The following is a 14137-nucleotide window of genomic DNA, read 5'->3' as shown; positions in this document are numbered from 1 at the left end:
CCGTTACCGCCGACAGCCACGGCGCGTGACCCCCGACACGATTTCGCCGGCCCGATGCCCGCGCCATCCCGCCAGCGAGGCCAACGCCCACATGCCCGACACGATATCCATGGATCGGACCCCCGCCTGATGCGTCGCCTTGCGTTCCTGCTCATTGGCCTGCTGGCTCAACCCTGCTTCGCCAGCCTTACCGAAAGCCACGGCTATGCGCAGTTCGGCGCCCTGAAATACCCCGCCAATTTCGACCATTTCGACTGGGTCAATCCCAATGCACCCAAGGGCGGAACCTTGCGGGTCATGGCCTTCGGCACCTTCGATACGCTCAACCCATACACCTTCAAGGGCACCAGCCCGGTTTCCACGCCCAACTTCCTGCAGTACGGCGTAACCGAGCTGAACGAGCCGTTGATGGTGGGCACCGGCCAGTACGATCCGTCCGGCGACGAACCCGCATCCAGCTACGGCCTGATCGCCAAGAGCGTCGAGTTCAGCGAAGACCGGAGCTGGGTGGTCTTCAACCTGCGCGAAGAAGCCCGCTTCCACGATGGCCAGCCAATCACCGCCTTCGACGTGGCCTTCTCCTACCGCACGCTGGTCAAGAACGGCCACCCGCAGTACCGCACCAGCCTCCAGGAAGTGAAGCGGGTCGATATCCTCAACCGCCATCGCATCCGTTTTGTGCTCAAGCGCGCCGGCAACCCGCTGCTGATACTGCGTCTCGGCGAACTGCCGGTGCTGCCGCAGCACTATTGGAAGAAGCGTGACTTCAAGGCGACCACCTTCGAAGCGCCACTGGGCAGCGGCCCCTATCGCATCATCCAGGTAAGGCCGGGACGCAGCCTGGTGTTCGAACGGGTCAAGGACTGGTGGGGTGAAAAGCTCCCGGCCAATCGTGGCAAGTACAACTTCGACCGGGTCGAGGTGGAGTTCTACCGCGACAGCAATGTCGCCTTCGAAGCCTTCAAGGCTGGCGAGTTCGATTTCTATATCGAGCACCAGGCGAAGAACTGGGCCAACGGCTATCGTTTTCCGGCCATCGCCCGGGGCGACGTGATCCGCGCGGAGATTCCGCACCAGATCCCGACCCAGACTCAGGCGCTGTTCATGAACACCCGCCGTGCCATGTTCGGGGACCGCAAGGTCCGCGAGGCCATGGGGCTGATGTTCGACTTCGAATGGACCAACCGCACCCTGTTCAACAACGCCTACATACGCGCCGCCAGCTATTACCCGAACAGCGAGTTCAGTGCCGTGGGCAAGCCCGAGGGCCATGAGTGGCTGCTGCTGTCGCCGCATCGCAAGGAGCTGCCTGAACCCTTGTTCACCCGGCCCTTCCAGGTGCCCACCACCGAAGGTCGTGGCATCCCGCGGGAAACCCTTCGCCGCGCGCTGGGTCTATTGGCCGAAGCCGGCTGGAAGTTGTCCGGCCAGCGCCTGCTGAACGATCGTGGCCAGCCGCTGCGTTTCGAGATCCTGCTGGTCAATCCGAACCTTGAACGAATCCTCCAGCCCTACCGCGAAAACCTCGCCAGCATCGGCATCGACGTCAGCCTGCGCACGGTGGACCGCGCCCAGTACAAACAGCGCCTGGACCACTTCGACTACGACATGATCCTCATGACCCTGCCGCAGACCCTGAGCCCGGGCCTGGAGCAATACCTCTACTTCCATTCCAGCCAGGTCGGCGTGAAGGGCAGCAAGAACTATGCGGGCGTCGCCAACCCGGTGGCCGACGAGATGATCGAAAAGCTCCTCGGCGCCCAGAGCCGCGACGAGCAACTGGCCGCCGCTCGCGCCCTCGACCGCACCCTGCTGTGGGAGCACTACGGTATTCCCAACTGGTACATCAACTATCACCGCCTGGCGTACCGAAACCGGTTCGCCTTCGTCACCACGCCGCCCTACACGCTGGGCCTGCGCGCCTGGTGGCTGAAGCCCACGGAGAACGCCCGATGAGCAAAACGCTGCGCACCCTTTGCCTGCAAGGCTGTGGCGCCCTGCTGCTATCCCTGGCCGGGTTCGCCATCGCCGAGCCGAAATACGCCATCACGCTGTACGACGAGCCGGCCAAGTATCCGGCGACTTTCACGAATTTCTCCTGGGTCAATCCGGATGCCCCCAAGGGCGGCGTCCTGCGACTCGCCGGCGTCGGCGGCTTCGACAGCCTCAATCCCTTCATCCCACGGGGCAACTCCGCCGACCAGTTGGGCCTGATCTACGACAGCCTGACCTTCCACTCCCCGGATGAGCCCTTCACCGAGTACGGTCTGCTGGCGGAGAAGATCGAGAAAGCGCCGGACAACAGCTTCGTGCGCTTCTACTTGAACCCCAAGGCACGCTTCAACGACGGCCAGCCGGTGACGGCCGAGGACGTGGTTTTCACCTTCAATATGCTGGTCGAGCACGGCGACCCGATGTACCGCCACTACTACGCGGACGTCGCCAAGGTGGAGGCGGAGGACAAACAACGCGTGCGCTTCGACTTCAAGCATCCGGGCAACCGTGAGCTGCCGCTGATCATCGGCCAGATCCAGGTACTGCCCAAGCACTACTGGGAAGGCCGCGACTTCGGCAAGACCAACATGGAACCGCCAGTGGGCAGCGGCCCCTACCGCATCGCCAAGGTCGACGCTGGCCGCTCGATCCGCTACGAGCGCGTCAAGGACTGGTGGGCGAAGGACCTGCCGGTGACGCGCGGCTACTACAACTTCGACGCCGTCACCGTGGACTACTACCGCGACATGTCGGTGTCCCTCGAGGCCTTCAAGGCCGGGCAGTTCGACTTCAACCTGGAGTACTCCGCCAAGGACTGGGCCACCGGCTATGAGGGCCCTGCCCTTCGCGCCGGCAAGATCGTCAAGGAAGCCATCCCCAACCACAACCCGACCGGCATGCAGGGCTTCGCCTTCAACATTCGCCGGCCGGTATTCCAGGACCGTCGCGTACGCGAAGCCATCGCCCTGCTGTTCGACTTCGAATGGGCGAACAAGCAGCTCTTCTTCAGCTCCTACAAACGCACCAGCAGCTATTTCGAGAACTCGGAAATGGCCTCCCACGAGATGCCTGACGCCGATGAACTGAAGATTCTCGAACCGCTGCGCAGTCAGGTGCCGGCAGAGGTATTCACCCAGGTCTTCCAGCCACCGGTCAGCGATGGCAGCGGGATCATCCGCGATCAGAAACGCCGCGCTTACCAGCTGTTCATGGAGGCCGGCTACAAGATCGAGAACGACAAGATGGTCGGGCCGGACGGCAAGCCCCTGGCGTTCGAATTCCTCACCGCCCAGGCCAACCTGGAGCGGGTGATCCTGCCGTTCAAACGCAACCTGGCGGAGCTGGGCATCGACCTGCAGATCCGCCGCGTGGACGTATCCCAATACATCAACCGCCTGCGCTCGCGCGACTTCGACATGATTCCCGCCACCTGGGGCCAGTCCAACTCGCCGGGCAACGAACAGATGGAGTACTGGCATTCGCGCAGCGCAGACAGCGCTGGCAGCCGCAACTTCATCGGCCTGCGCGACCCCGCCATCGACAAGCTGGTGGAAGGCCTGATCCGTGCCGACTCTCGCCAGAGCCTGGTGGAACACGCACGCGCCCTCGACCGCGTGCTGCTGTGGGGCCATTACGTGGTGCCCAACTATTATGTCGACACTTACCGCGTCGCCTACTGGAACCAATTCCAGCGCCCGGAAACCACACCGCTCTACGACTTCGGCCTGATGACCTGGTGGCAGAAACCGGGCACGGAAACTGCTAGCCAGTCCGAGCAACCCACTTCCGAGCCGGATGTCCAGTAAATGCTCGCCTACATACTGCGTCGACTGCTGCTGATCATTCCCACCTTGTTCGGCATCCTGCTGATCAACTTCATCATCATCCAGGCCGCTCCCGGCGGCCCGGTCGAGCAGATGATCGCCAAACTGGAAGGCTTCGATGCCGCCGCAGGTGGCGCCACCGGGCGCATCTCCGGCGGCGGCTCGGAAGTCGCCACGGCGGGTTCCAACTACCGTGGCGCCCAGGGACTCGATCCTGAGCTGGTAGCCGAAATCGAAAAGATGTACGGCTTCGACAAGCCCGCCCCGGAACGCTTCTGGCTGATGGTCACCAGCTACCTGAAACTGGACTTCGGCGCGAGCTTCTTCCGTGATGCCAAGGTCATCGACCTGATCATCGAGAAGCTGCCAGTGTCCATTTCCCTCGGGCTCTGGAGCACCCTGATCATGTACCTGGTGTCCATCCCGATGGGCATCACCAAGGCCGTGCGCCACGGCAGCGCCTTCGACGTCTGGAGCAGTACGGCCATCATCGTCGGCTACGCCATTCCCGCCTTCCTCTTCGCCATCCTGCTGATCGTGCTCTTTGCCGGCGGCAGCTACTTCGACTGGTTCCCCCTGCGTGGGCTCACCTCGAACAACTTCGACGAACTGAGCTTCGCCGGAAAGATCACCGACTACTTCTGGCACCTCGCGCTGCCCGTGACCGCCCTGGTGATCGGCAACTTCGCCACGCTCACGCTGCTGACCAAGAACAGCTTCCTCGACGAGATCAACAAGCAGTACGTCATCACCGCCCGCGCCAAGGGCCTGTCGGAAAACCGCGTGCTCTACGGCCACGTGTTCCGCAATGCGATGCTGCTGATCATCGCCGGCTTCCCGGCGGCCTTCATCGGCATCTTCTTCACCGGCTCCCTGCTGATCGAGGTGATCTTCTCCCTCGACGGCCTGGGCCTGCTGAGCTTCGAGTCGGCCCTGAACCGCGACTATCCCGTGGTCTTCGGCACCCTCTTCATCTTCACCTTGCTGGGGCTGGTCGTGAAACTGATTGGCGATCTCACCTACACCCTGGTCGATCCGCGTATCGACTTTGAAAGCCGGGAGGGTTGAGCATGGCACTCTCCCCTATCAACCAGCGGCGCTTCGAGCGTTTCAAGGCCAACAAGCGTGGCTGGTGGTCGCTGTGGCTGTTCCTGATCCTCTTTGTCCTGAGCCTGGGCGCCGAGATGATCGCCAACGACAAGCCGCTGGCGGTCAGCTACGACGGCCAGTGGTACTTCCCCTTCCTCAAGCGCTACCCGGAAACCACCTTCGGCGGCGAGTTCCCGCTGGAAGCCAACTACAAGACGCCCTACATCCGCGAGCTGATCGAATCCAAGGGCGGCAGCATGATCTGGACGCCCATCCCGTTCAGTTACGAGACCATCAACTACGACCTCAAGGTGCCAGCGCCCGCGCCTCCTTCGTCGGACAACTGGCTGGGAACCGATGACCAGGGCCGCGATGTGCTGGCGCGGGTGATCTACGGCTTCCGCGTCTCGGTGCTGTTCGCCCTGACCCTGACCCTGCTCAGCTCCATCATCGGCGTGATCGCCGGTGCGCTTCAGGGGTTCTACGGCGGCTGGGTAGACCTTGCCGGACAGCGCTTCCTGGAGATCTGGTCCGGTCTGCCGGTGCTCTACCTGCTGATCATCCTCGCCAGCTTCGTGCAGCCGAACTTCTGGTGGTTGCTGGGCATCATGCTGCTGTTCTCCTGGATGAGCCTCGTGGACGTGGTGAGGGCCGAGTTCCTCCGCGGCCGCAACCTGGAATACGTGCGTGCCGCGCGCGCCCTGGGCATGCAGAACGGCGCCATCATGTTCCGCCATATCCTGCCCAACGCCATGGTTTCCACCATGACCTTCATGCCCTTCATCCTCACCGGCGCCATCGGCACCCTTACCGCACTGGACTTCCTCGGTTTCGGCCTGCCGCCAGGAGCACCTTCCCTCGGCGAGCTGGTAGCCCAGGGCAAGTCCAACCTGCAGGCGCCCTGGCTCGGCATCTCCGCCTTCCTGGTGCTGGCGGCCATGCTGACCCTGCTGGTGTTCATCGGCGAAGCCGCGCGCGATGCCTTCGATCCGAGGAAGTGAGATGAGCGAGAACCTGATTGAAATCCGCGACCTCTCCGTCGAGTTCGTCAGCGGCGAGAAGTGCCAACGTGTCGTCGAAGGCGTCAGTTTCGACATCCGCAAGGGCGAGACCCTGGCCCTGGTGGGCGAAAGCGGCTCCGGTAAATCGGTGACCGCCCACTCCATTCTGCGGCTCCTGCCCTACCCGCTGGCACGCCACCCGAGCGGGAGCATCCACTACGCGGGCAAGGACCTGCTGAAGCTTTCCGAGAACAAGCTGCGATGCATTCGTGGCAACCGCATCGCCATGGTCTTCCAGGAGCCCATGACTTCGCTGAATCCGCTACACAACATCGAGAAGCAGATCAACGAGGTGCTCGCCCTGCACAAGGGTTTGACCGGCAAGGCGGCCACAAAGCGCACCCTGGAACTGCTGGAGTTGGTCGGCATCCCGGAACCTCACAAGCGCCTGAAGGCCTTCCCGCACGAGTTGTCCGGCGGTCAGCGGCAGCGGGTAATGATCGCGATGGCCCTGGCCAATGAGCCGGAACTGCTGATCGCCGACGAACCCACTACCGCGCTGGACGTCACCGTTCAGCTGAAAATCCTCGAACTGCTCAAAGAGTTGCAAGCGCGGCTGGGCATGGCGTTGCTGCTGATCAGCCACGATCTCAACCTGGTTCGGCGAATTGCGCATCGCGTATGTGTCATGCAGCGCGGTTGCATCGTCGAACAAGCGTCGTGTGATGAGCTGTTCCACGCACCGCAGCATCCTTACACCCGGGAACTGCTCGGCGCCGAGCCTTCTGGCAGGCCGGCAGAGAACCCCGAAGGAGCGCCACTGCTGGAGGTCGATGACCTTCGCGTGTGGTTCCCGATCAAGAAGGGGTTGCTGCGGCGCACCGTGGATCATGTGAAGGCCGTGGACGGCGTCAATTTCAGCCTGCTGCAGGGTCAGACCCTGGGCATCGTGGGCGAAAGCGGCTCCGGCAAGTCCACGTTGGGCCTGGCGATTCTCCGGCTGCTTGGCAGCCGGGGCGGCATCCGCTTCCAGGGCCAGTCCCTGGACGGCCTGTCGCAGAAGGATGTGCGGCCGTTCCGGCGCGAGATGCAGGTGGTCTTCCAGGACCCCTTCGGCAGTCTCAGCCCGCGCATGTGCGTGGGCGACATTGTCGGCGAGGGTTTGCGAATCCACCGCATCGGCACCGAAGCGGAGCAGGAACAGGCCATCATCGACGCGCTCCTGGAGGTAGGGCTGGATCCGGAAACCCGGCACCGCTACCCCCACGAGTTTTCCGGCGGGCAGCGGCAGCGGATTGCCATTGCCCGGGCATTGGTGCTGAAACCGGCACTGATCCTGCTGGACGAGCCCACCTCGGCGCTCGACCGGACGGTTCAGCGTCAGGTAGTGGAGTTGCTGCGCAGGCTACAGACCAAGTACGACCTGACTTACCTGTTCATCAGCCATGATCTGGCGGTGGTCCGGGCACTGAGTCACCATCTGATGGTGATCAAGCACGGACAGGTGGTCGAACAGGGTCCGGCCGATGCCATCTTCGCTGCCCCGCAGCACAGCTATACGAAGCAGTTGCTGGAAGCCGCATTCCTGGCTCCGGAAACTGCCCATTAACCAGAAGAGGATGAAAGCACATGGGTTTTCTCGCCGGTAAGCGCGTACTGATCGTTGGCGTAGCCAGCAAACTGTCCATCGCATCGGGCATCGCTGCAGCCATGCATCGCGAAGGTGCCGAGCTCGCCTTCACCTATCAGAACGAGAAACTGAAAGGCCGCGTGGAAGAGTTCGCAGCAGGCTGGGGTTCCAGCGCCGAGCTTTGCTTCCCCTGCGACGTGGCCAGCGATGAAGAAATCGCCGCCGTCTTCGAGGCCCTGGGCAAGAAGTGGGACGGTCTGGACTGCATCGTGCACTCCGTAGGCTTCGCCCCCGGCGACCAACTGGACGGCGACTTCACCGAAGTCACCACCCGCGATGGCTTCCGCATCGCCCACGACATCAGCGCCTACAGCTTCGTGGCCCTGGCCAAGGCCGGTCGCGAGATGATGAAAGGCCGCAACGGCAGCCTGCTGACCCTGTCCTACCTGGGCGCCGAGCGCACCATGCCGAACTACAACGTCATGGGCATGGCCAAGGCCAGCCTGGAAGCCGGCGTTCGCTACCTGGCCGGCAGCCTCGGCCCGGAAGGCACCCGCGTAAACGCCGTCTCCGCCGGTCCCATCCGCACCCTGGCCGCTTCCGGCATCAAGAGCTTCCGCAAGATGCTCGCCGCCAACGAGAAGCAGACTCCCCTGCGCCGTAACGTGACCATCGAAGAAGTCGGCAATGCCGGCGCCTTCCTGTGCTCCGACCTGGCTTCGGGTATCAGCGGCGAAATCATGTATGTCGACGGTGGCTTCAATACCACCGCCATGGGCAACATCGAAGACTGATAGTCGCCCGTACAAGAAAAGCCCGCACTCGTGCGGGCTTTTTTGTGCCCGGTGTCCCGCAAGATCTCACTGCTCGCAGCTTTCTCGGACTCCCACTCTCCCCTGCTCCATCAGGCTTGCAGCTCGCACTAGCGCTGACTTCCTTGGCAGAAGAACTGCTCGATGAGCAGTGTCACTGCCTCGGCAGCGGACACCGAGGCCGTATCGATGCGCAACGGGCGCAGATCCCATTCCTCATAGTCGGAATTCAGCACGGATTGCCAGGTGGGCGGAATCAATCCGGGCACGTCAATTTTCCTGGTTTCTACCCGTCGCTGGTGTTCATGCTTATCCGAGCAGACCACCTCGACATTCACCAATGGAGTGTCTGCGCGTGCGGCAACTTCCCTCCACGCGGTTCGACTTTCAGCCACGGGATTGACGCAGTCGACTATGACAGTGCTGCCAAAACGAAGATTGCTCAGCGCGAGTTCATTGGCGATCACGTAACCACTCCGCCCGACGTCTTGCCCCAGCGCGCCGGAATTCCGGAGTGCCTGCTCGATCGTATCGATGCGCAAGTACAGGGCTCTTGTCTTGCCGGCCAGAGCGCTGGCGATCGTCGTTTTCCCCGTGCCAGGCAGGCCACTGAAGACAATCAGCATTCCATGTCCCTCGGTCCGTTGGTTGACCTGGTGTACGTAAGCACATGCAGTTGGTCAGGGCCATATCAGGAGGGCTCACTCCCGTGAGTGGAAGCGCCGCCCCATGTGCGGGCATCCCAAAAAGAAAAAGGCCGCATAAGCGGCCTTCTTCTTCAGCGCATCGATCAGAAGCGTTCGATCTTCGCTTTCTCTTCGACCTGGCGGCGGTAGGCAGCGAAATCCTGCTGACCGCTGCGCGAGGCGAGGAATCGGCTGTACATCGCCTTCTCCTGCTCGGAGAGCTTCTCTTCCGGAACATTGACGCCGTTCAGGCGGATGACCACGTAGTCGCCGTTGTTCAGCTTCACGCCAGTGAACTCGGGCTTGTCTGCGGCGGCCGGCTTCGGCATGCGGAACAGGGTCTGCAGCAACAGCGGCTCGATGCCTTCCTGGCTGCGGGTAGCGGCTTCCACCACGTTCCAGGACTGACCTTCCTGAGCTTGCTCGACGGGGGTCTTGCCTTCGCGCAGGCTGGCAATCAGGGCATCGCCCTTGGTCTTGACGGCTTCGCCGGCCTTCTGGCCTACCAGATGCTGGCGAATGCTATCGCCGACCTTGTCCAGGCCAAGCTGCTCAGGCTTCTTGTGCTCCTTGACGCGGAGGACGATCACGGTATCCGGGTCCAGCTCGATCGCCGAGCTGTTGGCACCGTCTTCCAGCACTTCCGGACTGAAAGCAGCCTGGAGGACCTGGCGGTTGGCAGTCAGGCCTTCACCACCTTCGCGACCGAAGGGAGCGCTGGTCTTCACTTCCAGGTTCAGTTCCTGGGCCGGCTGGGCCAAGTCGGAAGCCTCGAACGCGGCGTCTTCCAGTTCCTTGCTCACTTCAACGAAGCGCTGTTCGACCTGCTGGGCCTTGATGTCGTGCTCCAGCTTCGGCTTGAGGCTTTCGAAGCTCGGGACTTCCGGCTCCTGCACGCCCAGCAGCTTGATCAGGTGCCAGCCGTACTGGGTACGTACGGGGGCGGAAACCTCGCCCTGCTTCAGCGCATACAGCGACTCTTCGAAGGCGGGCTCGTACACGCCGGGGCCGGCGAAGCCCAGGTCACCACCGTTGGCGGCGGAGCCGGAGTCATCGGAGAACTCCTTGGCCAGTGCGGCGAAATCTTCACCCTTGTCCAGGCGCTGCTTGACCTGTTCGATCTTCGCCTTGGCCTGCTCCTCGTTGAGCTTGTCGCTGACCTCCACCAGGATGTGGGCGGCCTGACGCTGCTCAGCCAGGTTGCTGATCTCTTTCTGGTACTGCGCCTTGAGGTCTTCTTCCTTGGCTTCGACCTGGTCGAAGAAGGCGGCCTTCTTCAGCTCGACGTACTCGATCACAACCTGTTCGGGACTCTTGAACTGGTCGACATGAGCGTCGTAGTAGGTTTTCAGCTCTTCATCGGAAACGCTGACGGTAGCCGGATCGGCCTTCAGGGTCAGCGTCGCGAAATCGCGGGTCTGTTTTTCCAGGCGGGCGAAGGCTTCAACTTCCGCATCGGTCACGAAGCCGCTACCGGCCAGACCCGCACGGAGTTGGCCAATGAGCATTTCCTGCTCGAGCATCTGACGGAATTGCAGACGGTTGTAGTTCATCTGGCGGATGACCTGATCGAAGCGGTCGGCATTGAACTTGCCGTCCACCTGGAACTCCGGCGTCTGCAGGATGAGTTGGTCAAGGGCGCCTTGGGAGAAGGCGAAATCGGCATCACCGGCTGCTTGCAGCAGGAGTTTGCGCTCGATCAGGCCTTTCAGTGCGGCTTCGCGCAGCAGCTTTTCGTCAAGAAGGGAGGCATCGAAGTCCTTGCCCAACTGCTGCTGCAGCTGACGGCGCTGCATGTTCACTGCTTCGCTCAGCTGGTCCTGGGTGATTTCGTCACCGTTGACCTCAGCCGCGTTCTGGCGATTGCTGGTGGCATTGAAAATGGCGTCGAAGCCGGTCAGCGCCAGCAGCGCGATGATGACGCCAATGATGGTTTTGGCAATCCACCCCTGTGAATTGTCCCGTATGTTCTGCAGCATGGGTCCCCCAGAAACGGCCGCATTGAGTCGCAGCCGAGTAACGCGGGTAGAGTATCCGAATATGAGAAAGGCGCATCCTAGGATGCGCCTTCTCGTAGCTTGCGGAGTCTGAGATTCGACCTCTCTGGTGGTAGGAAGAAACTCCCTGATTCCACCGCTCCGCTATCGGGCCAAGTTGAACCCGACCCGGTCGGGCAGAGCCCGAAAGACGCTTAGTTGACGGCGTCTTTCAGAGCTTTGCCAGCTTTGAAGCCAGGGATCTTGGCAGCAGCGATCTTGATCGGCTTGCCAGTCTGCGGGTTACGGCCAGTACGAGCAGCACGCTCTTTAACAGCGAAAGTACCGAAGCCAACCAGCACCACGGAGTCACCAGCCTTCAGAGCGCCAGTAACGGATTCGATAACTGCGTCCAGCGCGCGGCCAGCTACAGCTTTCGGGATGTCAGCAGATGCGGCGATAGCATCAATCAGTTCCGACTTGTTCACTCTTAAGTCCCCTTATTTCTGTTGAGTTGTTTCTTAGTTGTTTGGTGTAAGCAAAGCGGGTGCTGGATGGCCTGCTAACACATAAGAGCCGCTTTATAACAAGGGCTCGAAAAATGTGTCAAGAAAGCCCCCCGGCTAATGCGTGCTGATTCGCTCCTTGGAATCAGTCTCGCGCTTGTCATCCTTTGCAACCATCTCCGGAGCCGCATCGGGCAAGGGCTCCGGGGCGTATTGCAGCGCAATTTGCAGGACCTCGTCAATCCATTTAACCGGTTTAATCGCCAAGTCTTGCTTGATATTTTCGGGAATTTCTTTGAGATCGCGCACATTCTCTTCGGGAATGATCACGGTCTTGATTCCGCCACGATGCGCGGCCAGTAGTTTCTCTTTCAAACCACCAATCGCGAGTACCTGGCCACGCAGAGTGATTTCTCCAGTCATGGCCACATCTGCACGAACCGGGATTTGCGTCATGGCCGAAACGAGAGCCGTGCACATACCGATACCGGCGCTGGGACCATCCTTCGGAGTGGCACCTTCCGGCATGTGGATGTGAATGTCGCGCTTCTCGTGGAAGTCTGCCGGGATACCCAGACTCTTCGCACGGCTGCGTACCACGGTCAGGGCCGCCGTAATGGACTCGGCCATCACATCACCCAGCGAACCGGTCTTGGTCAGCTGGCCCTTGCCAGGAACGACCGCCGCTTCGATGGTCAGCAGTTCACCACCAACCTGGGTCCAGGCCAGGCCAGTCACCTGACCGATCTGATCCTGTTGCTCGGCCAGTCCGTAGCGATACTTGCGCACGCCCAGGAAGTGTTCGAGGGACTCGGCAGTAACTTGCACTGCAAAGCGCTTCTCGCGGGCGTGCTCTTTCACGGCCTTGCGGCAAACCTTGGCAATCTGGCGCTCAAGGCTACGCACACCGGCTTCGCGGGTGTAGTAGCGGATGATGTCGCGGATGGCTGCCTCGTCGAACTCCAGTTCGCCCTTCTTCAGCCCATTGGATTTGGTCTGCTTGGGCGCGAGGTATTTGACGGCGATGTTGACCTTTTCGTCTTCGGTGTAGCCCGGCAGCCGGATCACTTCCATACGGTCCAGCAACGGGGCCGGAATGTTCATGGAGTTGGCGGTGCAAAGGAACATCACGTCCGAGAGGTCGTAGTCGACTTCCAGGTAATGGTCGTTGAAGTTGTGGTTCTGCTCCGGATCGAGCACTTCCAACAGCGCGGACGCAGGATCACCACGCATGTCGCTGCCCATCTTGTCGATCTCGTCGAGCAGGAACAGCGGGTTGCGCACACCAACCTTGGTCATCTTCTGGATCAGGCGACCCGGCATGGAACCAATATAAGTGCGGCGATGGCCACGGATTTCAGCTTCGTCGCGCACGCCACCCAAGGCCATGCGCACGAACTTGCGATTGGTGGCATGGGCAATGGATTCGGCGAGCGAGGTCTTGCCGACGCCGGGCGGGCCAACGAGGCAAAGAACCGGGCCTTTTACCTTTTTCACGCGCTTCTGCACGGCAAGGTATTCAAGGATGCGTTCCTTCACCTCATCCAGGCCGTAATGGTCGGCGTCGAGGATATCTTCGGCCTTGGCCAGGTCGAGGCGAACCTTGCTCTCGGCCTTCCACGGTACATTGACCAGCCAATCGATGTAGGAGCGCACTACGGTCGCCTCAGCAGACATCGGCGACATCTGCTTCAGCTTGTTCAGCTCGGCATTGGCCTTGGCCAGTGCCTCCTTGGTCAGGCCCGCATTGTCGATGCGCTTCTTCAGCTCTTCGACTTCGTTGTGGCCTTCGTCGATGTCGCCCAACTCTTTCTGAATGGCCTTCATTTGCTCATTCAGGTAGTACTCGCGCTGGCTGCGCTCCATCTGTTTCTTGACGCGGCCGCGGATCCGCTTCTCGACCTGCAACAGGTCGATTTCGGCATCCAGCAGTGCCAGCACATGCTCGACGCGCTCGGACAGGTCGGTCAGTTCGAGAATTTCCTGCTTCTGCTCGATCTTCAGCGCCATGTGAGCAGCCATGGTGTCGACCAGGCGACCCGGCTCATCGATGCTGTTCAGTGAGGAAAGCACCTCGGACGGCACTTTCTTGCCCAGTTGCACGTACTGTTCGAACTGGCTGAGCAAGCTACGGATGAACACTTCGGATTCACGCTCGCCCGCATCGACTTCATCGATCAGGCTGACTTCGGCGCGGCAATGCCCATCCACCTCGATGAAGCGCTCGATCGAGCCACGCTGCTCGCCCTCTACCAGCACCTTCACGGTGCCGTCCGGCAACTTCAGCAGTTGGAGCACAGTAGCGACAGTGCCCATGCGATACAGGGCGTCTTCGCCCGGATCGTCATCGGCGGGGTTCTTCTGGGCAACCAGGAGAATCTGCTTGTCCCCCGTCATCGCGGCCTCGAGCGCCTCGATGGATTTCTCACGCCCTACGAAAAGGGGGATGACCATGTGCGGATAGACCACGACATCGCGCAATGGCAGGAGAGGTAATTCAGCAGTCGTATTCATGGTATCAGCTCTACGGCGGCCCTAAGGCCGTAAACAGATGGGAAAACCCTTGGCCCTAAGATGGGGTTAGGCCCGGGAAAAAACAAGCGTTGAGGCAGGAAATGC

Annotated in this window: 10 protein-coding genes; 6 read left to right on the top strand and 4 right to left on the bottom strand. The window is 61.2% G+C overall.

Going from position 1 to position 14137, the window contains the following annotated elements; genetic code table 11:
• The first annotated feature begins 129 nt into the window (after positions 1–129).
• From DM872_RS26170 to fabI, 6 genes are read left to right on the top strand one after another with little or no spacing between them, the layout of a single operon-like run.
• Complete coding sequence (locus tag DM872_RS26170) at positions 130–1956, top strand: extracellular solute-binding protein (protein ID WP_179062132.1); 1827 nt, start codon at positions 130–132, stop codon at positions 1954–1956.
• Entirely contained in the window at positions 1953–3800 is a 1848-nt protein-coding gene (locus DM872_RS26165) for an extracellular solute-binding protein (RefSeq protein WP_179062131.1), read from the top strand. The genes DM872_RS26170 and DM872_RS26165 overlap by 4 nt, the downstream gene beginning before the upstream one ends.
• On the top strand, positions 3801–4886 hold the full coding sequence (locus tag DM872_RS26160; protein ID WP_179062130.1) for a microcin C ABC transporter permease YejB: 1086 nt from the start codon (positions 3801–3803) through the stop codon (positions 4884–4886).
• 2 nt (positions 4887–4888) lie between these two features.
• Positions 4889–5908: an ABC transporter permease gene (locus tag DM872_RS26155; RefSeq protein WP_179062129.1), complete on the top strand. Its 1020-nt coding sequence runs from the start codon at positions 4889–4891 to the stop codon at positions 5906–5908.
• Position 5909: 1 nt separating this feature from the next.
• Positions 5910–7517 (top strand): ABC transporter ATP-binding protein, encoded by a 1608-nt coding sequence (locus DM872_RS26150; RefSeq protein WP_179062128.1) that lies wholly within the window; start codon positions 5910–5912, stop codon positions 7515–7517.
• A 20-nt stretch (positions 7518–7537) separates the two neighbouring features.
• On the top strand, positions 7538–8332 hold the full coding sequence (fabI, locus tag DM872_RS26145; protein ID WP_179062127.1) for an enoyl-ACP reductase FabI: 795 nt from the start codon (positions 7538–7540) through the stop codon (positions 8330–8332).
• 128 nt (positions 8333–8460) lie between these two features.
• On the opposite strand, the gene DM872_RS26140 is transcribed toward fabI, so the two are convergent.
• The 4 genes from DM872_RS26140 to lon all read right to left on the bottom strand — a co-directional run bounded on the left by DM872_RS26140 (position 8461) and on the right by lon (position 14032).
• Complete coding sequence (locus DM872_RS26140; RefSeq protein ID WP_179062126.1) at positions 8461–8976, bottom strand: AAA family ATPase; 516 nt, start codon at positions 8974–8976, stop codon at positions 8461–8463.
• Positions 8977–9140: 164 nt separating this feature from the next.
• Positions 9141–11015 (bottom strand): SurA N-terminal domain-containing protein, encoded by a 1875-nt coding sequence (locus DM872_RS26135; RefSeq protein ID WP_179062125.1) that lies wholly within the window; start codon positions 11013–11015, stop codon positions 9141–9143.
• A 212-nt stretch (positions 11016–11227) separates the two neighbouring features.
• A complete protein-coding gene (hupB, locus tag DM872_RS26130; RefSeq protein WP_003087931.1) occupies positions 11228–11500 on the bottom strand; it encodes a nucleoid-associated protein HU-beta in 273 nt (90 codons plus the stop codon).
• 135 nt (positions 11501–11635) lie between these two features.
• Positions 11636–14032 (bottom strand): endopeptidase La, encoded by a 2397-nt coding sequence (gene lon / locus DM872_RS26125; protein ID WP_077523793.1) that lies wholly within the window; start codon positions 14030–14032, stop codon positions 11636–11638.
• Between the last annotated feature and the right edge of the window lie 105 nt (positions 14033–14137).

The organism is Pseudomonas taiwanensis (assembly GCF_013393345.1).
Classification (GTDB): Bacteria; Pseudomonadota; Gammaproteobacteria; order Pseudomonadales; family Pseudomonadaceae; genus Metapseudomonas; species Metapseudomonas resinovorans_C.
Note: the sequence above shows the minus strand (reverse complement) of the source record. Positions and strands in the feature narration are given on the sequence as shown.